Raw genomic sequence first — 20754 nt, forward strand, 5'->3', positions numbered from 1 at the left:
GCCTTCGCGGGCAAGCCCGCTCCTACAACCACCAGCGAGCCCCCCGTAGGAGCCGGCTTGCCGGCGAAGGGAACACCTCCGACCCCGAGGCGTACCCACAGACGCCTTCGCGGGCAAGCCCGCTCCTACAACCACCAGCGAGCCCCCCGTAGGAGCCGGCTTGCCGGCGAAGGGAACACCTCCGACCCCGAGGCGTACCCACAGACGCCTTCGCGGGACACAAGGAACAGCGGCTACAGGGAGTTGAGCAAACGCCTGGACGGCTGCTCCGGCGGGTGGCAGGTGACGTTGTTGCGGCCGCAGGTCTTGGCCGCATACAGGGCCTGGTCGGCATCGTTGAGCCAGCCCATGGCGTCGTCGTGCAGGGGGTTGAAGGCCGCCAGGCCGATGCTCAGGCTGACCTGCAGCGCCGGGCTCTGTTCATAGCCCAGGGCCCCAAAACGACCGCGCAGGGCCTCCATCAGTTCGGCGGCATGAGCCAGGGGCACGTCCGGCAGGATCACGCAGAACTCGTCGCCGCCATAACGTCCGGCCTGGTCGCTGACCCGCAGGTTCTGCCGCAGCAGCTTGCTCAACTGGCGCAGCACCACATCCCCGGCCACATGGCCGTAGGTGTCATTGATGGCCTTGAAGTGGTCGATGTCGATCAGGGCGATGGCGCCACCATGGGCCTGGCGCTTGCAGCGTTGGAACTCGATCTCCAACTGGTCCTTCCAGGCGCCATGGTTGAGCAGCCCGGTCAGGCTGTCGGTGCGGCTCAGGGCCAGCAGCTCGCGCTTGTGCCGGCCCAGGGTCACCGCCTGCTGATAGCAGATGTAGCCCAGGGCCAGCGGGTACAGGGTCAGCATCGGCAGGCAGGCATACACCTGCTCGGGGGTGGTCTGGGCGACAAACGCCGGCCCGAACAGCCACAGGGCAACGCCCATGCCCAGCACTTGGGCCGCACTGCCGGCGAGGAAGAAACGTAACCCGCCCAGGGCCATGTTGTTCATGGCCATCATCCCCAGGGTGGTGGCCAGCGGCAGCGGATTGAAGTGCATGGCGCCGACCCAGAAGCCCCCCAGCAGCGAATCCACCAGCAGGTTGCGGTACTCGGCACGAAACGGCACCCGGGCCAGCCGCGCCCATTGGTAGGCCAGGTGCGGCCAGGCAAATGCATTGAACAACATGAAGCCCCAGACCCAGGGCGCCGGTTGCAGGGGCGCCATCCCCGCGGCCACGCAGAAAAACCCCAGGGCCAGGCCCAGGGTCCGTGACCGATAAAGCCTCCTGGCCAATGACAGTCCCTTCCCTCTGGTGTCCTGCGCAGGGAGCAAGTCGCCTCCGATCAGCAATGGGTAAAGGTGGAACGAGCGGGTGGCAAGCAACCGGTGAAAGTCTATCAGTCGCGTTTCAAAGCGCCATCACTGCCAACGCCCAGTTTCGGCCTGCCAGCGCCAGCAGGTGGGGAATATTTGGCTATAACTGAGGGGCGGCCGATAACCGACTTCGCAGTGGCGAGCACGGCGCGCGCCGCCCCTGAGCCGTTCCACCCTGCCCCTGGAGGCCGCCGATGCTGGTGATCCTGGTCCTGCTGCTCCTTGCCGCACTCTGGTGCTACCGCACCTACCCGCGCATCGGCCACCTGCTGTACGACGCCAGCGTGGCCCTGGAAGCACGCCTGTACCGGCTGCAGAAAGTCCCGGTGCAGATCGGCGAAGAGACCCTGATGACCTACCAGGGCGGCCCGGCCCAGGCGCCGGTGATCCTGCTGCTGCACGGCCTGAGCGCGGACAAGAGCATCTGGCTGCGTTTTGCCCGGCACTTCAACCGCGACTACCGGTTGCTGATCCCGGACCTGGGCGGCCATGGCGAAACCGCCTATGCCGCCCACCAGGACTACCGTGTTCCGGCCCAGGCCCAGCGCCTTTTGCGCTTGCTCGACGCCTGCGGCATCCAGCGGGTGCAGGTGATCGGCAACTCCATGGGCGGCTATATCGCCGCCTGGCTGGCCGCCCATGCCCCGCAACGGATCAGCGGCCTGGCGCTGTTCGACCCGGCCGGCGTCGAAGCCCCCGAGACCAGCGACCTGCAGCACCTGCTGGAACAGGGCAAGAACCCCTTCCTGGTCCGCTCCCGCGCCGACTTCCAGCACTTCTACAGCCTGACCATGGCCGCCCCGCCCTGGGTGCCCGAAGCAGTGCTGGCGGCCATCGCCGAACGCTATCAGGCGCGCCGCGGGCAACTGGCGCGGATCTTCGCCGAGCTCCAGGCCAGCCCGCCCATGGAGCCCGAGCTGGCGAAGATCCAGGCCCCGACCCTGCTGCTCTGGGGCCGCGAGGACCGCCTGCTGCACCCCAGCAGCGCCCAGGTCTGGGCCAAGGGCCTGCCCCAGGCCCAGGTGCAACTCTGGGAGGGCATCGGGCATATGCCCATGGTCGAACGCCCGGTGCGCAGTGCCCGGCTGTACCAGCAGTTCCTGGAACGCCAGCGGCACTGACAGCGGCCCGCTCATGCATTCATTTGCAGAATGAAGTTCAGAGGAAACTTCGTTTGTCAGCCTCGGGCAGGCCCAGCAGAATCGAGGCCGACCCGCCCTTTCACGCCTCGCCCCTCTGCCACGGGAAGCCTGTTCATGAGCAACCAGCACTTCGTCAGCCCGGACCTGATCCGCCAGGGATTTTCCCGGGCGATGTCGGACATGTACCGCGAGGAGGTGCCGCTCTACGGCGCCCTGATGGAGCTGGTGGCCGAAGTCAACGCCCAGGTCCTGGAGCGGCAGCCGGCGCTTGCCCGGCACCTGCAGAGCAGCGGCGAGTTGCAGCGCCTGGACCTGGAGCGCCACGGCGCGATCCGCGTCGGCAGCGCCGCCGAGCTGGCGACCCTGGCCCGGCTGTTCGCGGTGATGGGCATGCAGCCGGTGGGCTACTACGACCTGACCCCCGCCGGGGTGCCGGTGTATTCCACGGCCTTTCGCGCGGTGCACGAAGCGGCCCTGCAAGTCAGCCCGTTCCGGGTCTTCACCTCGCTGCTGCGCCTGGAGCTGATCGACAACCCGGAGCTGCGCAGCTTTGCCGAACAGGTCCTGGCCCGGCGCCAGATCTTCACCCCCCAGGTGCTGGAACTGATCCAGCAGGCCGAGGCTGCCGGAGGCCTGGACGCCGAAGACGCCGAGCGCTTTATCCGCCAGGCCCTGGAAACCTTCCGCTGGCACCACCACGCCACGGTGACCGCCGCCCAGTACGCCAGCCTCAGCGCCCAGCACCGGCTGATCGCCGACGTGGTGGCCTTCAAGGGCCCGCACATCAACCACCTGACCCCGCGTACCCTGGACATCGATGAAGTGCAACGGCTGATGCCTGCCCGCGGCATCACCCCCAAGGCGGTGATCGAAGGCCCGCCGCGCCGGGAATGCCCGATCCTGCTGCGCCAGACCAGCTTCAAGGCCCTGGAGGAATCCGTGGCCTTCACCGACCAGGCCCAGAGCCAGGGCAGCCACAGCGCGCGTTTCGGCGAGATCGAACAGCGCGGCGCGGCGCTGACCCCCAAGGGCCGCGAGCTCTACGACCGCCTGCTGAACGCCGCCCGCGACGCCCTGGGCGACTTCCCCAACGAAGCCAATGCCCAACGCTACAACCAACTGATGCAAGAGCACTTCAGGGAATTTCCCGACAGCCACCCAGCCATGCGCGAACAGGGCCTGGCCTACTTTCGCTACTTCGTCAGCGAAACCGGGCTGGCCGCGCGCAACCAGCCCCAGCGGCCCACCAGCCTGGCAGCGCTGCTGGCGGCCGGGCACCTGAGCGCCGAACCCCTGGTGTATGAAGATTTCCTGCCGGTCAGCGCCGCCGGGATCTTCCAGTCCAACCTGGGGGACGACAGCCAGAGCCACTACGCCGGGCAATCCAACCGCCAGGCGTTCGAAGCCGCCCTGGGCCGCCCCACCCTCGACGAACTGCAGCTCTACGCCCAGACCCAGCAGCGCTCCCTGGAGCACTGCGCCGCCACCCTGGGCCTGCCGGCGCTCTAAGGCGCAGGGCAGGCCCGCGGGCCGATGCCGGCCTTGCAACCGGTGCGCTGCCCCCATGGTCATGGACCCGTCGCGGCGTTATTCTGCCGCCACTTGCGCCCCCATCAGCGGCGCGCCACCACCAGGGATGGACACGGCGAATGAGATTCGCGATCGGCCTGTTTTTATGCGCGGCACTCGGCGGCGCACTCACCACCCACGCCGCAGAAACCGTCAACGACATCACCCAGCTCAACCCCATAGTGGTAGACCAGGTGGTGCGCCCCACCCGCCTGGAGCAGATCGTCCAGCTGGTGGCCGGGCACCCCGGCCCCATCGCCATTGGTGGCGGGCGCTACAGCATGGGCGGCCAGACCGCCACCGAACAGGCCTTGCAGATCGACATGCGCGGCTTCAACCGGGTGCTCGACTTCTCCAAGGAACGCAAGGAAATCACCGTGCAGCCGGGCATCACCTGGCGCGCCGTGCAGGACTACATCGACCCCCACGATCTGTCCGTGAGCATCATGCAGAGCTACGCCAACTTCACCGTCGGCGGCGCCCTGAGCGTCAACGCCCATGGCCGCTACATCGGCTACGGCCCGCTGGTGAGCTCGGTGAAATCCATCAAGCTGGTGCTGGCCGACGGCCAAGTGGTGGACGCCAGCCCGCAGCACAACAGCGACCTGTTCTACGGCGCCATCGGCGGCTACGGCGGCCTGGGGGTGATCGTCCAAGCCACCCTGCAACTGAGCGACAACGTGCGCCTGCTGCGCAGCGTCGACGAGATGCCCCTGGGGGACTACCGCCCCTACTTCCAGGCCCGGATCCAGAACAACCCCAAGGTCATCCTGCACAACGCCGTGCTCTACCCCGACCAGTACCAGACCCTGCGCGCGGTTTCCTACAGCCAGACCGACCTGCCGGTCACGGTCAAGGAACGCCTCACGCCCCTGGACCAGAACTACTGGAAAGAACAGAAGGCCCTGAAAGTGGTGAGCCAGTGGCCCGGCGGCAAGACCCTGCGCCAGGAAGTGATCGACCCCCTGGTGCTGAAAAAACCGCAAGTGTCCTGGCGCAACCACGAAGCCAGCCTCGATGTGCGTGAACTGGAACCCGACTCCCGGGCCAAGCGCACCTACGTGCTGCAGGAATACTTCGTGCCCCCCGACCAGTTGGAAAGCTTCGTCCAGGAGATGGGCGCGACCCTGCGGGCGCACAAGGTCAACGTGATCAACCTGTCGATCCGCCACGCCAAGGCCGACCCCGGCACCCTGCTGGCCTGGGCCAAGACCGAGGTCTTCGCCCTGGTGCTGTACTACCAGCAGAGCACCGCGCCAGAGGAACGGGAAAAAGTCGGCGTATGGACCCGCGCCCTGGTGGACAGCGCCATCGAGCGCGGCGGCAGCTACTACCTGCCGTACCAGATCCACGCCACGGCCCAGCAGTTTCGCGCGGCCTATCCACGGGCCGGGGAGTTCCTGGCGCTGAAGGCCCGGGTCGATCCGCAGAACAAGTTCCGCAACAAGTTGTGGGATGCCTATGGGCTGGGGGCCACAGGGGATGGGGCTGCCCAACCTTAAGGCCGGGGGCCATCAATGGGCCGCGGAGCGCAGTGGCGCCAATACCTTGCGTTGCTGCAGGTAAATCACTCCGTCACCGTCGAAGGCCAGCACCTTGTCGGTGGTCAGGGCGCTGGCGTCGCCGTCCTCGTACTTGAGCCAGCCCTCATCCCACAAGTCGCCACTTTCATGACGCACCTGCACAAAGAAATAAGGCGGCTCGGAGCGGGTGATTTCAATGTAATGCCCACCATCGGGGCCCCCCTGCCACCGCGCATCAGGGTGCTCGGCCAATACATGGGCCGGCGTCGTGGAGAAGCCGTTCTTGAACACGACCGCCGCCAGCAATACCAGCGCCAGTACGCCCACCGACATGAGCAAACGTTTTAACCAGATCAATCCAGGATCTCCGCTATCATTCACCGCCCTCGACCTGTCCCGGTCGGGCAATCGCGCATTCTGTTGAAGGCCCGCGCAGTGTGCAATAACAAGCGCAGTGGCCGCTTGCCATCCAGCCCGGCCGCGCCCCCGGAAAGCCGGCCGGACGCCTCTTGAACCCGCAGTACCAAGGAAAGGATTGGCCATGCGTATCACCCTCAACACCCTCCATGTAGAAGCCGACCATAGCCTGTGGGTCAATTTCAGCAGTGCGTTCGGCGAAGGCCGGGGCCAATGGCTGGGCACGCCGCCACAAATGGGCCAGGTGCATGAGGTGGAGTTGAGCCTGGAGGACGATTTTGTCTGGGATCACAACCTGTGGGCCGCGACCCAGGACAGGCCACGCATCAGCCGGGAACAAGCGGGGCTGCGGGTCACCGGGCAGTTGCTGCCCCGGGAAGACGAGGCTGTCGCGGCGCTGGCCATAGGTCCGAACATCGTCCTGCTGTCGCTGCAGGGTGGCCACGCGCAGCCAGGCGGCTTCGTCAGCCTGCTTGCACGCCAGGTCAGCTTGAGTCCGGTGGCGCTGTAGAGGGAGCACGGCAGGCTCGCGCCGGAGCATCCAGCCAGGGTCGATTCAGGGTGATGTACAGCGGGAAAGTCGCAGGACGCGACAGGGAAAGGTGTTCGCCCAGTGCTCTGGCCTTGGCAATCCTTGCACCGGTAAAGAGCCCTTGCACCGGGCGAACGGTTGGCATTCTAGTGCAACTGGCGGGGAAAGTCCGTGGGCAGATTCTGAATAAAACTGCACAGTGCAGTTAACCCGATTGCCCATTGCCTCCCCCGCTCAGTCCTGCTCCCTCAGCCTTCGTGGGCAGTGCTGACCTGCAGGATGTCGGTGTAGGTCACCAGCACGCTCTGGCCCACCTTGAGGTCCTTGAGGCGCTGCTGGACTTCGGGTTTCTCCACGCTCACCACTTTCTTGTTGCCCGCCGGGCCTTCGAAGGTCAGCTGGTTTTTCTTCAAGTCGATGGCGGTGATCTTCAACTGCACCTGCACCTGGCGATAGGCCGCGCCGCCGGGGTTGGGGTTGTCTGCGGTAGCGCGGACCACGCCGCTGGCTTCGCTGGAATCGGGCTTGCCCTTTTCAACGTCGGTGTCGAGCACCGCCACCACCGAGTGGGTGACCGTGACCTTGACCTGATCGCCGACCTTGAGGTGGCCCAGGTCCTTGGCCTGATCGCTCAATTGCACATGCACCGGCTTGCCCCCGGCGCCTTCGAGCACCACCTGGTGCTTGGCGGCGTCCACCGACAGGACCTTGGTCACCACCTGGTCGGCCTCGATGGCCCCGGACAGCGGGATATCGGCGGCGTGTGCGGCAAGGCTGGCGGTGCCCAGCACAGTGGCCAGGGCGATGGCGCGGGCCAGGGTATTGAGGGTTTTCATCATGAACATTCCTTGTGGTTGAGAAACACACTGACTTTCAGTCAGGCCCTTGAGCATAGACGCCCTGCCAGCTTTCACCGGGGGGATGGGTGCAAGCGTCGCGGTGCCCTCAATAACCGGTCATCTCCAGGTAGCCGCTGCCACTGTGGCTGCCAGCGAATTGCAGCGGCCCTTCCCAGTAGGGAATGCTCAGGTTCATCCAGGCCTGGGGGTTCAGGGCCCGGGTGGTGATATCCAGGCCCTTGGCGGGGATCTTCAGTTGCCAGGTGGTGGGCAGGCTGCGGCCCTGGACCCTGGACTGGGCCAACGGCAGCAACTGGATCTGCTCCTTGCCCAGGCTCTGGGTGTGGCCATCGGTGCTGATCCAGGTGCCGGTGATATAGGGCGCCTTGTCCCGCTCGCGGACCCGGAACAGCATCAGCCGCTCGCCGCTGTCCAGGTGCAGAGAGAACCAGTCCCAGCCGCTCTGGTCCGCGCCCAGGGGCTGGCTGCTCCATTCCCGGTCGAGCCAGGCCGGGCCGCTGACCTGATAGCGCTGGCCATCGATCTGCAACTCCCCCGCGGCCTGGAAGAACGGCTGGCTGTAGTAGTAGGAGGCCTGCCCCTGGTCGGATTTGCGGCTGTAGCCGCCCTCGCCCTGCAGCACCAGCGGCCGGCTGCTGGAAAGCTGCAGGCGATAGGCAAACCCCGGCCCCGCGGCCTGCACCTGCATCCGCGCCAGGGGGTCGCCGGCGCTGTTCAGGGTGCTCAACTGCCAGTCGTCGATCCAGGCCTGGAACGGCTGCGCGATCACCCCGGCCTGGCCGACGCCACCCCGGGCATAGCGCTCGGCGGCGTGGTGGCTCTGGGCCGAAGTGGCCGCTGCATGGCCCAGCCACACCAGCGGCGCGCCCCAGCCCGGTTGTTCGGGAGCGGCCCGCAGGGCACTGCGAAACAGCGTCCACTGCACGCCGAAGTGGCGGCCCTGGGCGTCGCTCAGGTCTGCCGTGAGGTACCACCACTCGATGCGAAACCCGTCATGGGCACCGTGGTCGGCAGGAAAGCTGAAACTGCGCCCCGGCAGCACCGGGGTGAAGGCCGCGGCCTCGCTGCCCAGGCCGGCGAAACCCTGGGGCGGCTCGGCGGGCTGTTCACAACCGGCCAGCAGCGCCAGCAGCAACCCCGCCAGGGCCCGGCCCAACACATCAGTCTTCATGGGCAAAAGTCCTCAGCAGGTCCGCCGGTTGCGCGCGGTACAAACGCAGCAGCGGCCAGGCCGATGCCAACAGAGTCGCCAGCATGGCAAGGCCCAAAAGTTGCAGAAGCTGCCCGGGGAACACCCGCAACGGCAGGCGCCAACCAAAGGCCTGGACATTGATCACGCTGTCCAGGCACCAGGCCAGGAGGATGCCCAGCGGCAGCGCCAGGACCAGGGTGAGCAAGGCCAGCAGCCAGGTCTGCCCGAGGTTCAGCAGCATCAGTTGACGCCGCCCCACCCCCAGGGCCCAGAGCGGCGCCAGCTGGCCCAGCCGGCTCTGGCTCTGGGTCAGCAGGCTGATGAACAGCGCCACCCCGGACACCCCCAGGGTCAGGCTGTTGAGGGCGGCGGTGGCGGCGAAGGTGCGTTCGAAGACCTGCTGCGACCAGCCCTTGAGCCGGGCCTGATCGATGATCCGGCTGTCGTCCAGGGCGAACCGCTGTTGCAAGGCGCCGACCAGCCCGGGCATCGCTCCCGGCGCCAGGCGCAGGTTGAAGCGGCTCGGCGTCAGCGCTGGCCAATGCGCCAGCAAGTGCCCGGCATTCACCAGCAGGTGGCCCTTGGGGTTGCCATAGTCGGCGTAGATCCCCACCACCCGGGGCGCCCACTGCCCGACGGGCACCGGCAGGCTCAGGCGGTCGCCGGGGCGCACCTTCAGGCGTCGGGCCAGCTGTTCACTGAGCATCAGGGTGTCCTGGCTCGCCAGTTGTGCCCAGGGCTCGGCGCCGTCGCTTTCCAGGAGCGGCCAGTGCTGGCGGTAGCTGGGATGGTCGATCACCCCATACAGGTCCGCCGGCCAACCCTGCACCTGCAACGCCACCTGCCAGCTGGGCAGCACAGCGGCCACCTGGGCCTGTTGCGGCAACCAGTCCAGCAACTGCCGGGCCTGCTCCGGGCTCTGCGGATTGACATACAACTCGGCGCTCAGGCGTTGCTCCAGCCAGTCGTTGAAGGTTTCGCGAAACCCTGCCGTCATGCTGCCGGCGCCGATATTCGCCGCCAGCGCCAGCAGCAGCGCCATCAGGGCCAGGCTCAGGGCCGGCAGTTGCTGGCGGCAATCGGCAAGAAACCACTGCCCCAGCACCCCACGCCGGTGCCCCAGCAAGGTCCCGAGCAAGGCATCGAGCATCACCGGCAGGCCCAGGGCCGCCGCCAGCAGCAAGGCCGCCATCAGCACAAAGCCGCTGGCCAGGCTGTCGCCCCACTGCCACGCCGCCAGGGCCAGCAGCAGCGCCACTACGGCCACCGCACCCTGGCGGCGCAGCCAGCGGACATGAGCCTGATGCCAGGCCTGGGGGTTGGCCAGGGCCAGCAGCGGCAGGCGCGCCGCCCGCAGCAGGCTGGCGGCGCCGGCCAGCAAGGCCCCCAACAGGCTCAGGCCGATACCGCTGAACCACCACCCGGGGCTGAGGCTCAACTGCCCCGCCACCTCGGCGCCGTACAAGCCGCGCAGGCTGGCGGCCACGTCCGGCAGCAGCAGCCCGGCCAGCAGGTAGCCGCTGATGACTCCCGCCACTCCACCCAGCAGCGCCAGGGCCCCCAGTTCCAGAATCAGGCTGAAGATCAGCAGCCGCGCACTGACCCCGCAGGCGCGCAAGGTCCGCAGCAGGCCACGACGCTGCTCCAGGGCCAGGCCGATGGCGGCATGCACGATGAACAGCCCGACCACGAAGGACAGGAAACCCAAGGCATCCAGGTTCAGGTGAAAGCTCTCGGTCAGGCGCGCCAGGGTGTTTTCCGATTCGCCCGAATGCAGCACCAGTTGCCCCGCCAGCTCGGCCGGCAAGGGCGGCGCGCGGGCGGCAAAGTCCCGGGGCAGCAGCAGGCGGCTCAGTTGCCCCGGCTGGTCGAGTACCTGCTGGGCAAAGCCGATGTCCATCAGCAGCAGCCCCGGGGCCATGTCCGCCTGCACCTGCAACGGCGGCAGCAGCCGGCCATTGCTGGCCCGGGGCTGCTGGCCCTCGCGATAGCCGAGGCTGGCCAGGGTCTCTGGGGCAACCCAGGTACGCCCCGGCGGGCTGAAGAATTCCACCACCTGCTGCATCGCCAGTGGCTTGCCGGCCACTGCGGAACCGGCGGGCAAGGACAAAGGCTCGATGCCCATCAGTTGCAGGCGCAGCGCCTCGAAGCCCTGCAACTGCACCCGCCCTTGCAGCACCGGCGACACCGGCCAGCCGGCCCGGCGCAGGTCGACGAACCATTGCTGGGCAAAGCTTGCGCCAGTGGCCGTGCCCAGGCTGGCCTGGGGTTCACCGCCAATCAACTGGCTGGCCCGGGCATAGCTGTCCCGGGCCTGGCTGTTGAGGGCCAGGACCCCGGTCAGCAGGCTGGTGGCCAGCCACAAACCGGTGAGCACACTGAAGAACTGCACCGGGTGCTGGCGCCAGTGGCTCAACAGCGCCTGCAAGGTGCCACGCAGCACCCGCATCTCAGGCCCCGCCCGCTGCGGCCAGGCGGCCACGCTGCAGGACCACGGTGTGTTGCAAACGGCTGGCCACGCGCTGGCTGTGGGTCACCATCAGCAAACTGGTGGGGCTGTCGGCCAGCAATTCCAGCAGCAAATCCAGCACCTGGTCACTGGTGGTTTCATCGAGGCTGCCGGTGGGTTCATCGGCCAGCAACAGCCCCGGCCTCGACGCCAGGGCCCGGCCCAAAGCGACCCGCTGCTGCTGGCCGCCGGACAACTGTTCGGGGTAGCGGCGCAGCAAGTCCCCCAGGCCCAGGCGCTCCACCAACTGCGCCTGCCAGCGCGGATCGAAGCGCCCGGCCAGGCGCGCCTGGAAGCCCAGGTTGTCCTCGACCCGCAAGCTGCCGATCAGGTTGAACTGCTGGAACACCAGGCCGACTTCGGTGCGGCGCCAGTTGGCCAACTGGCTTTCGCTCATGCGCTCCAGGCGCTGGGCGCCGATGCGAATGCTGCCGGCATCCACCTGGTCCAGCCCGGCCACCAGGTGCAGCAAGGTGCTCTTGCCGCTGCCGGATTCGCCCATCAGCGCCAGGCTGCTGCCCTGCCCCAGGTGCAAATCGACACCCTGCAGCACCGCCAGCGGCCCCTGGGGGGTGGCATAGCTCTTGAACACTCCTTGTACTTCCAGCATGGGCTGACTCGTCCGACCTGAAGGGGGCTCAAGGATAACCCGTGTCGCCCATGGCACCAGCGCAAACCTGCAACGCGGCAACCGATGAGCCAGGGCGCGCCCCTATCGCCCAGCGGCCACGGAATATAGTATTGCGGCCCTTTTGTTCATTGCAGGAAGCACCCATGACCTACACCAGGGCCCAATTGCAGTACCGGCTGTACATCGCCGCAGGCGCACTGTTGTTTACCGGTGCCTTGATCTCGACCTTTTTCTCGACCCTGAAAATGCTCTACTGGCGCCTGGACAGCTACACCACCATGGCCTCGACCATCAATCGCCCGATCAAGTACTTCGTGTACCAGGTCAATGCCAACACCCAGCCTTTGAACTGGTTCTGGGACAACAGCCCGACACCCAGCTTCCTCGACCTGAGTTACTCCTCCCACTGGAAATTCCTGGTGATCTACCTGCTGATCTTCGTCGGCGCGGCGCTGTTCGCCACGGGCCGGGGGATGATACGCAAGGTCGAAGAAGTCGAGCCGCTGATCGAGGCCCAGCTCCAGGCCCCGGTGGAGGAAGGCGTCCCCGCCAAGACCCTGCAACAGCTGGAGGACTCGACCCTGGTGGGCAAAGCGCCGTCGTTCTTCAGCCAGACCCGCCTGCTGGTGGTCTGGCCCCTGGGCGGTGCAGCGGTCTACCTGGGCCTGCTGTGGATGCTGGGCATCATCTGAGCCCCGCGCCGGCGCATCGATTTGGCCGCCCCCCCTTGCCACCACTAGCCCAGCAACTGGCTGAGCACGGCCCGCAACTTGCCCGGCTTCACCGGTTTGTTGAGCAGCGGCGCGCCCAGTTGCTGCAAGGCGCGGCGGCACTGGTCGCTGCGGTCGGCGGTGATGATCACCGCCGGCAGCGGTTGTTGGAAATGCTCGCGCAAGCGCCTGACCACCTGGCAGCCGGTGACCCCGTGATCCAGGTGAAAGTCCGCCAGGATCAACTCCGGCGCCCGGCCCTGCAGCACCTCCAGGGCCGCGGCCTGATCGGTGGCGGTCAGCACCTCGCAGCCCCACTGGCCGAGCAGCGCGGCCATGCTTTCAAGAATGCTCAACTCGTTGTCCAGCACCAGCAGGCGCCGCCCCGGCAGCGGGTTGCCGGTGCCCGGCTGCGGCGCCTGCTGGCTCAAGGGCAAGGGCACCCGGGCCGCCAGTGGCACCTCGATGCTGAACCGCGAACCGTGCCCCGGCCGCGACGCTACCTGCACCCGATAGCCGAGGATCTTGGCGATGCGCTCGACAATCGCCAGCCCCAGGCCCACCCCTTTGCGGTCGGCGGCGCGGCCCACATCCAGCTGGTTGAATTCAAGGAAAATCGACTCCAGGCGGTCGGCGGCAATGCCGCGCCCGGTGTCCCACACCTCCAGCCGCAACTGGTCGCCCCGGCGCCGCGCCGCCAGCAGGATGCTGCCGCGCTCGGTGTAGCGGCAGGCATTGCTGAGGAAGTTGCGCAGGATCCGCGTCATCAGCCGCAAGTCGGTGAACAGGGCAAAGTCACCGAAGCGCACCCGCAGCCCCAGCCCCGCCGCCTCGGCCACCGACTGGAACTCGGAGACCAGGGGCGCGAGCATTTCATCCAGGCGGTAGGTGGCCAGGTCCGGCTTCACCGCCGCCTGATCGAGCCTGGAAATATCCAGCAGGTCGGTGAGCAGGTCCTCGGCGCCCTCCAGGGCCTGGTGGGTGCGTTCCACCAGCAGTTGCTCCGGGGCCGGCAGGCTGCGCTCGCGCAGGGTGGAAATCAGCAGGCGTGCGGCATTCAGAGGTTGCAGCAGGTCGTGGCTGGCGGCGGCCAGGTACTTGTCCTTGCTGCGGTTGGCCGCCTCGGCGGCGTCCCGGGCCTCGCGCAGGTCGCGCTCGATGCGCTCGCGCCGGGCGATCTGCTGCTGCAGGTTGCGGTTGGCGTCCAGCAACTCATCGGTGCGCGCCGCCACCCGCTGCTCCAGCTGGTCGTTGAGCTGTTCCAGGTGCTGCTGGGCCAGCTTGCGCTCGGTGATGTCGGCGACGAACCCTTCCACCAGCCCGTCCTGGTCGGGCTTGAGCAACAGGTTCATCAGCACATCGATGCTGCTGCCGTCCTTGCGCCGCAGCTGGGTTTCGTAACCCAGCAGGCTGCGCTGGTTCTGCAACTGCTCGCCGATGGCCGCCAGTTCCGCGGCGCCGCCCACGAACAGGTTGCCCGCCAGGTCGGCCAGGGAAAACAGCACTTCCTGGGGGTCCTGATACCCCAGCATGCGCGCCAGGGCCGGGTTGGCGGCACGCATGCCGGCCTGCAGGCTGGCCTGGAAGATGCCGTGCACCGCGTTCTCGAACAGCCACTTGTAGCGGTTGCGCTCGGTTTCCAGGTCTTCCAGGCGCGCCGCCAGTTCCGGGTAATGGCTCTTGCGCGCCGAGTGGTTGCCCAGCCCCAGGAGCCCGGCCAGGGCTCGTTGCTGTTCGTCAGAGGGCCTCGCCATAGACCACCTCGACATCACGCTGGCTGGATTCACGAGGGTTGGTGAGGATGCATGGGTCGCCCATTGCGTGCTGCGAGAGGAACGGAATATCGCTGCTGCTGACCCCATGCAGGCCCAGGGTCTCGTGGAAGCCGATGGCGCGCTTGAGGGCGATCAGGTGCTCCACCAGGCGCCCGCAGATCTGCCGCTGGTTGAGCCCGCGGCAGTCGATGCCGAAAGTCTCGGCAATCACCTTGAATCGCTCCGGCGCCGCGCTGTAGTTGAAGGCCACCACATGCTCCACCAGCACCGCGTTGCACAGCCCGTGAGGCAGGTCGAGAAAGCCCCCCAGGCTGTGGGACATGGCATGCACCGCGCCGAGGATCGCGTTGGAGAACGCCAGCCCGGCCTGCATGCTGCCGAGCATGATCTTCTCGCGCAGGGCGATGTCCGAGGGGTTGGCGATCATCTGCACCAGGTTGCCGTTGATCAGGCGCATGGCTTCCAGGGCGTGGGGATCGGTCAGCGGCCCGTGGCCGGTGGAAACGAAAGCCTCGATGGCATGCACCAGGGCGTCGATGCCGGTGCAGGCGGACAGGAACGGGTCCATGCCCTGGGTGGTTTCCGGGTCGATCAGCGACACATCAGGGACCACCGCCTTGCTGACGATGGAGAACTTCATCCGCTCCTGCTGGTTGGAGATGATCACGAACTGCGAGACATCCGCCGAGGTGCCGGCGGTGGTCGGGATCATGATCAGCGGGGGGCTGGGCATGCGGATGGTGTCCACCCCCTCGAACTCGAGGATGCTGCGCCCGTGGGCGGCGACGATGCCGATGCCCTTGCCGCAATCCATGGGGCTGCCGCCACCGACCGCGACGATCACATCGCAGGCGTTTTCCCGGTAGATCTGCGCGCCGTGCATCACCTCCTCCACCCGCGGGTTGGGCGACACCGCGCTGTACAGGCAGTACTCGACGCCCTGGGCCAGCAGGCTGGCCTCGACATCGGCGACCCAGCCGGCGGCGATCACCCCGGGGTCGGTGACCACCAGCACCTTGCGCGCACCGAAGGTCTTCGCATAGTTGCCGACGTTGTGCCGGCAACCGGCGCCAAAGATGATTTCCGGAGAGACGAACTTGCGCAGCAGACTGAGATTCTGGCCCATGGGGGAAGCCTGTTTTCTTATTGTTCTGGAGAAGAACGCCAGCCTAAAGCATCCGTTGCTGAAAGCAATCCGACCATCGGCGGACTTCGCAGCCTCGGCAGCGGCTACAGGCCATGTAGCCGCTGCCGCAGGCTGCGAACGGCACGAAGGGCCGCGGCGCTCTTGAGGTCGCTGCGGGTTTGGCGGGAGATGGTCAGGCAAGGCCCTGCGGGCCTTTGCGCAGCCTCGCGGGCTCGGCAGCGGCTACAGGGACCGGGTGGCGTCAGAGATGGATGTCCATGCCGTCATGCGCCACTTCGATGCCGCGGCGGGTCAGTTCGGCGCGCTCGGCGGAGTCCTCGTCGAGGATCGGGTTGGTGTTGTTGATGTGGATCAGCACCTTGCGCGCCCGGGGAAAGCGCTCCAGCACCTCAAGCATGCCGCCGGGGCCGCTTTGCGCCAGATGGCCCATCTCGCTGCCCAGCTTGTCGCCGACGCCACAGACGCGCATTTCATCGTCGCGCCACAAGGTGCCGTCCACCAGCAGGCAATCGGCGCGGTCCATCCACGCCAGCAGGGCCTCATCCACCTGCCCCAGACCCGGGGCATAGAACAGGCTGGCGCCGCTGCGCCGGTCCTCGATGAACAGGCCGATATTGTCCCCCGGGTGCGGGTTGCCGCGATGGGGCGAATACGGCGGCGCGCTGCTGCGCAGGGCAATCGCCCGCAGCGCGATGTCCGGGCAGGCCGGCAGGCTGAATTCCCGGCCATCGAGGTGGATGGGCTGCCACTGCAAGCCGCCGTTCCAGTGGCTGAGCATGTTGAACAGGGGGAAGCCGCTGCACAGGTCCTGGTGGACCATCTCGGTGCACCAGACCTGATGCGGGCAGCCTTCGCGCAGGCTGAGCAGGCCGGTGCAATGGTCGATCTGGCTGTCCAGCAGGATCACCCCGGCCAGGGCGGTGTCCCGAAGCTGTCGGGCCGGTTGCAGCACCGGAAAGGACTCCAGCTGCTGGCGAATGTCCGGGGAGGCGTTGCACAGGATCCACTCGCTGCCATGGTCGCTCAGGGCGATGGACGACTGGGTGCGGCGCCGGGCGCGCAGGCTGCCGTTGCGCACGCCGGCGCAGTTGCGGCAGTTGCAGTTCCACTGGGGAAAACCGCCGCCCGCCGCGGACCCGAGAATGCGGATATGCATGAGGTGCTCCTGAAGGGCAAAAGGCTCCGGCCGACACCAGTACCGGCCGGAGCGGGACGGCTCAGCGGTTGGCGAAGTACATGGTCACTTCAAAGCCGATACGCAGGTCGGTGTACGCGGGTTTATGCCACATGGGGTCAAGCCTCTTGTTGTGCCGGGGGATTCCGGTAAAGGCATTAATGCACGGGGAGCACGGGGGCCGAATGCTACTTTGGGACGAACCGGCGGGTGCGTTGGTAGGGGGGATTGACGGTGGTCTTGCGGGCCTCTTCGCCAGCAAGCTGGCTCCTACAGGGTTGGCGGTGCTGCGCCCACAACGCACACGGGGAGGTGCCCACCCATGAGCCCTCCCCGTGTCCGTCCCGCACAAGCGCGGCGGCACCCAACCACCGCGCCTGTTGTTGCCCTTAGAAGAAGCCCAGGGGGTTGATGTCGTAGCTCACCAGCAGGTTCTTGGTCTGCTGGTAGTGGTCGAGCATCATCTTGTGGGTCTCGCGGCCCACACCGGATTTCTTGTAGCCACCGAACGCGGCGTGCGCCGGGTACAGGTGGTAGCAGTTGGTCCACACGCGGCCGGCCTTGATCGCCCGGCCCATGCGGTAGGCGCGGTTGATGTCGCGGGTCCACAGCCCGGCGCCCAGGCCGAACTCGCTGTCGTTGGCGATCGCCAGGGCCTCGGCTTCGTCCTTGAAGGTGGTCACGCCCACCACCGGGCCGAAGATCTCTTCCTGGAACACGCGCATCTTGTTGTGGCCCTTGAGCAGGGTCGGCTGGATGTAATAGCCGCTGGCCAGGTCACCTTCCAACAGCTCGGCGGCGCCACCGGTGAGCAGCTCGGCGCCCTCCTCCTGGGCGATCTGCAGGTAGGAGAGGATCTTCTCGTACTGCTGCTGCGACGCCTGGGCGCCGACCATGGTCTTGGTGTCCAGCGGGTTGCCGCGCTTGATCTTGACGATCTTCTTCATCACCTCGGCCATGAACGGCTCGTAGATCGATTCCTGGACCAGGGCCCGGGATGGGCAGGTGCAGACTTCCCCCTGGTTGAAGAACGCCAGCACCAGGCCTTCGGCGGCCTTTTCGATGAATTTCGGTTCGGCCTGCATGATGTCTTCGAAGAAGATGTTCGGCGACTTGCCGCCCAGCTCCACGGTGGACGGAATGATGTTCTCGGCGGCGCATTTCATGATGTGCGAGCCCACCGGCGTGGAACCGGTGAAGGCGATCTTGGCGATGCGCTTGCTGGTGGCCAGGGCCTCGCCGGCTTCGCGGCCAAAGCCCTGGACGATGTTCAGCACCCCGGCCGGCAGCAGGTCGGCGATCAGCTCGGCGAAGACCATGATCGACAGCGGGGTCTGCTCGGCGGGCTTGAGCACCACGCAGTTGCCGGCGGCCAGGGCCGGGGCCAGCTTCCAGGCGGCCATCAGCAGCGGGAAGTTCCACGGGATGATCTGCCCCACCACGCCCAGCGGTTCATGGAAATGGTAGGCGGTGGTCAGTTCGTTGATCTCTGCGGCGCCGCCTTCCTGGGCACGAATGCAACCGGCGAAGTAGCGGAAATGATCGGCGGCCAGGGGCACGTCGGCGTTGAGGGTTTCGCGCACGGCCTTGCCGTTGTCCCAGGTTTCGCTGACCGCGAGGATCTCCAGGTTCTGCTCGATGCGGTCGGCGATCTTCAGCAGCACCAGCGAACGGTCCTGGGCGCTGGTCTTGCCCCAGGCATCGGCGGCGGCATGGGCGGCGTCCAGCGCCTTGTCGATGTCCGCGGCAGTGGAGCGCGGGAATTCGGCGATCACCTCACCGTTGACCGGCGAGGTGTTGCTGAAGTACTGGCCGTCCACCGGCGGCACGAACTGGCCACCGATGAAATTGCCGTAGCGTGGCTTGAAGGACACGACGGCGCCTGGGGTTCCGGGTTGTGCGTAGATCATGCTGGGCCTCTGCTGGTCGATGCCTGTCCACGACAGGCGATGGCTCGATGGTAGAGAGCCCCGCCTGCCGGACGAATGCATCGTTGGCAGGGGGGGCTCTCGTCATTTGGTCGTAGGTTGATTGCCCCCGCCCACCCCGCACCGAGGCGGGAATGAAGCGGCAGATCGGCCTTGTAGGAGCCGGCTTGCCGGCGAAGGCGGTCTTGCGGGCCTCTTCGCCAGCAAGCTGGCGCCTACGGTAGGCAGGGACATTGCGGTGGCGTTGTAGGAGCCGGCTTGCCGGCGAAGGCGCTCTCGCGGGCCTCTTCGCCAGCAAGCTGGCTCCTACGGTCGGCAGGGATATTGCGAGGGCTTTGTAGGAGCCGGCTTGCCGGCGAAAGCGGTCGTGCGGGCGCCTTCGCCGGCAAGCTGGCGCCTACGATCAGCGTTTGCTCACCAGGTCCTTGGGCAGCTTGAAGGTCCAGAGCATGCCGCCCTGGTTGAAGTCCTTGACCCGCTTGGCCACTTCGCCGCCCCACAGCGGCACCGCGCCGCCCCAGCCGGAGAGCACCGAGACGTACTGCTCGCCGTCCATTTCCCAGGTCACGGGCGAGCCCAGGACCCCGGAGCCGGTCTGGAATTCCCAGACCTTCTCGCCGGTCTTGGCGTTGAACGCCTGGAGGAAGCCCTCAGGCGTGCCGGTGAACACCAGGTTGCCCTTGGTGGTCAGCACCCCGCCCCACAGCGGCGCGAAGTTCTTGTGGCGCCAGACTTCCTTGCCGCTGATCGGGTCGATGGCCCGCAGCACGCCGATGTAATCCTCGTTCAGCGGCTTGATGGTGAAGCCCGCGCCGAGGAACGCCGCGCCCTTCTTGTAGGCGATGCCTTCGTTCCAGATGTCCATGCCCCATTCGTTGGACGGCACATAGAACAGCCCGGTGTCGCGGTTGTAGGCCATGGGCATCCAGTTCTTGGCGCCGAGGAAGGCCGGGGCGACGAACACCGAGCTGCCCTTGGCTTCGCTACCCGGGGCGCCAGGGCGGCTGGCCTCGTTGTAGATCGGCCGGCCGTTCTTATCCAGGCCAGTGGCCCAGGTGATCTTGTCGACAAAGGGGAAGCCGCGGATGAACTTGCCGTTGGTGCGATCGAGCACGTAGAAGAAGCCGTTGCGGTCGGCAGTGGCGGCGGCCTTGATCTCCTTGCCGCCTTCCTTGTAGTTGAAGGAGATCAGCTCGTTGACGCCGTCGAAGTCCCAGCCGTCGTGGGGGGTGCTCTGGAAGTGCCACTTGATGGTGCCGTCGTCCGGGTTCAGGGCCAGGCGCGACGAGGAATACAGGTTGTCGCCAGGGCGCAGGTGGGAGTTCCACGGCGCCGGGTTGCCGGTGCCGAACAGCAGCAGGTTGGTTTCCGGGTCGTAGTAGCCGCCAAGCCACGGCGCCGCGCCACCGGTCTTCCACAGGTCACCCGGCCAGGTCTTGCCCGCCTCGCCACCGGAAATGCCGTTCTCGATGGCCTTGCCGTCCTTGTACACGTAGCCCATGTGGCCTTCCACGGTGGGGCGCATCCACAGCAGCTCGCCGTTTTTCGGATCGTAGGCCTGGATCTTGCCGACCACGCCGAACTCGCCGCCGGCGACCCCGGTGATCAGCTTGCCGTTGACCATCATCGGCGCCGCGCTGATGGAGTAACCCTCTTTGTGATCGGCGACCTTCTTGCTCCACACCACCTTGCCGGTGTCCTTGTTCAGGGCCACCAGCTTGGCGTCCAGGGTGCCGAAGAACACCAGGTCGCCGTACAGCGCCACGCCGCGGTTGATCACGTCGCAGCACGGGCGGATGTCGTCCGGCAGGCGCGCGTCGTACTGCCAGAGCTTCTTGCCGGTGCGCGCGTCCACCGCGAACACCCGCGAGTAGGAACCGGTCATGTACATCACCCCGTCCTTGATCAGCGGCTGGGCCTGCTGGCCGCGCTGCTTCTCGCCGCCGAAGGAGAAGGCCCAGACCGGCCGCAGCTCCTTGACGTTATCGACGTTGAGGATATCCAGCGGGCTGTAGCGCTGGCCCTGGACGCCCAGGCCGTTGGTGACGATCTGCTGCGGGTTCTTCGGGTCCTGGAGGATCTCTTCATCGGTGACGGCGGCCAGGGCCGCGCTGGACAGCAGCATGGCGCTGAGCACCAGGCTCACGGCGAAAAAGGGACGACGTGGGGGTTGGGTCATGACGGCTACCTCGGCGGTTATTGTTGTTCCCGGGAAATTTTCCCGGTCTGCCGGGAATTCTTGGTCCCGGCCTGCCTGCCAACAATTGCCCGCAGTGCGGAGTTTTCT

17 protein-coding genes are annotated in these 20754 nt (G+C 66.8%); 5 read left to right on the plus strand and 12 right to left on the minus strand.

Translation table 11 applies throughout. The features are described 5' to 3' along the window. Window positions 1-233: 233 nt before the first annotated feature. Window positions 234-1316: a diguanylate cyclase gene (locus AC1RCO_RS28655; protein ID WP_050783808.1), complete on the minus strand. Its 1083-nt coding sequence runs from the start codon at window positions 1314-1316 to the stop codon at window positions 234-236. A 236-nt stretch (window positions 1317-1552) separates the two neighbouring features. Between AC1RCO_RS28655 and AC1RCO_RS28660 the strand changes: the two genes are divergently transcribed. The 3 genes from AC1RCO_RS28660 to AC1RCO_RS28670 all read left to right on the plus strand — a co-directional run bounded on the left by AC1RCO_RS28660 (window position 1553) and on the right by AC1RCO_RS28670 (window position 5571). Then, window positions 1553-2479, plus strand: a complete 927-nt coding sequence (locus AC1RCO_RS28660) for an alpha/beta fold hydrolase (protein WP_011060534.1) — start codon at window positions 1553-1555, stop codon at window positions 2477-2479. Between the two features lie 135 nt (window positions 2480-2614). Further along, a complete protein-coding gene (hglS, locus tag AC1RCO_RS28665) occupies window positions 2615-4009 on the plus strand; it encodes a 2-oxoadipate dioxygenase/decarboxylase HglS (protein WP_492618283.1) in 1395 nt (464 codons plus the stop codon). A gap of 140 nt (window positions 4010-4149) precedes the next feature. Next, the gene (locus AC1RCO_RS28670; RefSeq protein WP_011060532.1) at window positions 4150-5571 is read left to right on the plus strand and encodes an FAD-binding oxidoreductase; all 1422 of its coding nucleotides are present in this window, start codon (window positions 4150-4152) and stop codon (window positions 5569-5571) included. Between the two features lie 12 nt (window positions 5572-5583). Here the strand turns inward: AC1RCO_RS28670 and AC1RCO_RS28675 are convergent, their stop codons facing one another. Beyond that, the gene (locus AC1RCO_RS28675) at window positions 5584-5949 is read right to left on the minus strand and encodes a hypothetical protein (RefSeq protein ID WP_072444700.1); all 366 of its coding nucleotides are present in this window, start codon (window positions 5947-5949) and stop codon (window positions 5584-5586) included. 184 nt (window positions 5950-6133) lie between these two features. Between AC1RCO_RS28675 and AC1RCO_RS28680 the strand changes: the two genes are divergently transcribed. Then, window positions 6134-6520: a hypothetical protein gene (locus tag AC1RCO_RS28680; protein WP_065363547.1), complete on the plus strand. Its 387-nt coding sequence runs from the start codon at window positions 6134-6136 to the stop codon at window positions 6518-6520. A gap of 269 nt (window positions 6521-6789) precedes the next feature. Here the strand turns inward: AC1RCO_RS28680 and AC1RCO_RS28685 are convergent, their stop codons facing one another. The 4 genes from AC1RCO_RS28685 to AC1RCO_RS28700 all read right to left on the minus strand — a co-directional run bounded on the left by AC1RCO_RS28685 (window position 6790) and on the right by AC1RCO_RS28700 (window position 11712). Further along, a complete protein-coding gene (locus AC1RCO_RS28685) occupies window positions 6790-7377 on the minus strand; it encodes a hypothetical protein (RefSeq protein ID WP_026020035.1) in 588 nt (195 codons plus the stop codon). Between the two features lie 109 nt (window positions 7378-7486). Next, window positions 7487-8572, minus strand: coding sequence for a lipocalin-like domain-containing protein (locus tag AC1RCO_RS28690; protein WP_011060528.1), 1086 nt, complete (start codon window positions 8570-8572; stop codon window positions 7487-7489). Beyond that, on the minus strand, window positions 8562-11042 hold the full coding sequence (locus AC1RCO_RS28695; RefSeq protein WP_404673268.1) for an ABC transporter permease: 2481 nt from the start codon (window positions 11040-11042) through the stop codon (window positions 8562-8564). Before AC1RCO_RS28695 ends, AC1RCO_RS28690 begins: the two co-directional genes overlap by 11 nt. 1 nt (window position 11043) lies before the next feature. Next, window positions 11044-11712: an ABC transporter ATP-binding protein gene (locus AC1RCO_RS28700; RefSeq protein WP_103291573.1), complete on the minus strand. Its 669-nt coding sequence runs from the start codon at window positions 11710-11712 to the stop codon at window positions 11044-11046. A 164-nt stretch (window positions 11713-11876) separates the two neighbouring features. On the opposite strand from AC1RCO_RS28700, the gene AC1RCO_RS28705 reads away from it, so the two are divergent. Further along, window positions 11877-12425, plus strand: a complete 549-nt coding sequence (locus AC1RCO_RS28705) for a YniB family protein (RefSeq protein ID WP_015635024.1) — start codon at window positions 11877-11879, stop codon at window positions 12423-12425. A 44-nt stretch (window positions 12426-12469) separates the two neighbouring features. On the opposite strand, the gene AC1RCO_RS28710 is transcribed toward AC1RCO_RS28705, so the two are convergent. From AC1RCO_RS28710 to pedH, 6 genes are all read right to left on the minus strand, one after another. Next, window positions 12470-14197, minus strand: a complete 1728-nt coding sequence (locus AC1RCO_RS28710) for a PAS domain-containing hybrid sensor histidine kinase/response regulator (protein WP_065363545.1) — start codon at window positions 14195-14197, stop codon at window positions 12470-12472. Next, window positions 14181-15344 (minus strand): alcohol dehydrogenase-like regulatory protein ErcA, encoded by a 1164-nt coding sequence (ercA, locus tag AC1RCO_RS28715; protein WP_011060523.1) that lies wholly within the window; start codon window positions 15342-15344, stop codon window positions 14181-14183. The genes AC1RCO_RS28710 and ercA overlap by 17 nt, the downstream gene beginning before the upstream one ends. A gap of 262 nt (window positions 15345-15606) precedes the next feature. Next, window positions 15607-16521, minus strand: a complete 915-nt coding sequence (pqqB, locus tag AC1RCO_RS28720; protein WP_492618284.1) for a pyrroloquinoline quinone biosynthesis protein PqqB — start codon at window positions 16519-16521, stop codon at window positions 15607-15609. A 61-nt stretch (window positions 16522-16582) separates the two neighbouring features. After that, complete coding sequence (pqqA, locus tag AC1RCO_RS28725; RefSeq protein ID WP_011060521.1) at window positions 16583-16654, minus strand: pyrroloquinoline quinone precursor peptide PqqA; 72 nt, start codon at window positions 16652-16654, stop codon at window positions 16583-16585. Window positions 16655-16928: 274 nt separating this feature from the next. Next, the gene (exaC, locus tag AC1RCO_RS28730) at window positions 16929-18449 is read right to left on the minus strand and encodes an acetaldehyde dehydrogenase ExaC (RefSeq protein ID WP_492618285.1); all 1521 of its coding nucleotides are present in this window, start codon (window positions 18447-18449) and stop codon (window positions 16929-16931) included. 421 nt (window positions 18450-18870) lie between these two features. Then, complete coding sequence (gene pedH / locus AC1RCO_RS28735; protein ID WP_011060519.1) at window positions 18871-20646, minus strand: PQQ-dependent alcohol dehydrogenase PedH; 1776 nt, start codon at window positions 20644-20646, stop codon at window positions 18871-18873. Window positions 20647-20754: the final 108 nt, after the last annotated feature.

Source organism: Pseudomonas sp. GW823-FHT03E05 (assembly GCF_058796855.1).

Bases quoted from the DNA above. Each gene is read 5' to 3' on its own strand.
- AC1RCO_RS28660 (WP_011060534.1), top strand. From the start codon at position 1,553: ATGCTGGTGATCCTGGTCCTGCTGCTCCTTGCCGCACTCTGGTGCTAC.
- hglS (WP_492618283.1), top strand. From the start codon at position 2,615: ATGAGCAACCAGCACTTCGTCAGCCCGGACCTGATCCGCCAGGGATTT.
- AC1RCO_RS28670 (WP_011060532.1), top strand. From the start codon at position 4,150: ATGAGATTCGCGATCGGCCTGTTTTTATGCGCGGCACTCGGCGGCGCA.
- AC1RCO_RS28680 (WP_065363547.1), top strand. From the start codon at position 6,134: ATGCGTATCACCCTCAACACCCTCCATGTAGAAGCCGACCATAGCCTG.
- AC1RCO_RS28685 (WP_026020035.1), bottom strand. From the start codon at position 7,377: ATGAAAACCCTCAATACCCTGGCCCGCGCCATCGCCCTGGCCACTGTG.
- AC1RCO_RS28690 (WP_011060528.1), bottom strand. From the start codon at position 8,572: ATGAAGACTGATGTGTTGGGCCGGGCCCTGGCGGGGTTGCTGCTGGCG.
- AC1RCO_RS28695 (WP_404673268.1), bottom strand. From the start codon at position 11,042: ATGCGGGTGCTGCGTGGCACCTTGCAGGCGCTGTTGAGCCACTGGCGC.
- AC1RCO_RS28700 (WP_103291573.1), bottom strand. From the start codon at position 11,712: ATGCTGGAAGTACAAGGAGTGTTCAAGAGCTATGCCACCCCCCAGGGG.
- AC1RCO_RS28705 (WP_015635024.1), top strand. From the start codon at position 11,877: ATGACCTACACCAGGGCCCAATTGCAGTACCGGCTGTACATCGCCGCA.
- AC1RCO_RS28710 (WP_065363545.1), bottom strand. From the start codon at position 14,197: ATGGCGAGGCCCTCTGACGAACAGCAACGAGCCCTGGCCGGGCTCCTG.
- ercA (WP_011060523.1), bottom strand. From the start codon at position 15,344: ATGGGCCAGAATCTCAGTCTGCTGCGCAAGTTCGTCTCTCCGGAAATC.
- pqqB (WP_492618284.1), bottom strand. From the start codon at position 16,521: ATGCATATCCGCATTCTCGGGTCCGCGGCGGGCGGCGGTTTTCCCCAG.
- exaC (WP_492618285.1), bottom strand. From the start codon at position 18,449: ATGATCTACGCACAACCCGGAACCCCAGGCGCCGTCGTGTCCTTCAAG.
- pedH (WP_011060519.1), bottom strand. From the start codon at position 20,646: ATGACCCAACCCCCACGTCGTCCCTTTTTCGCCGTGAGCCTGGTGCTC.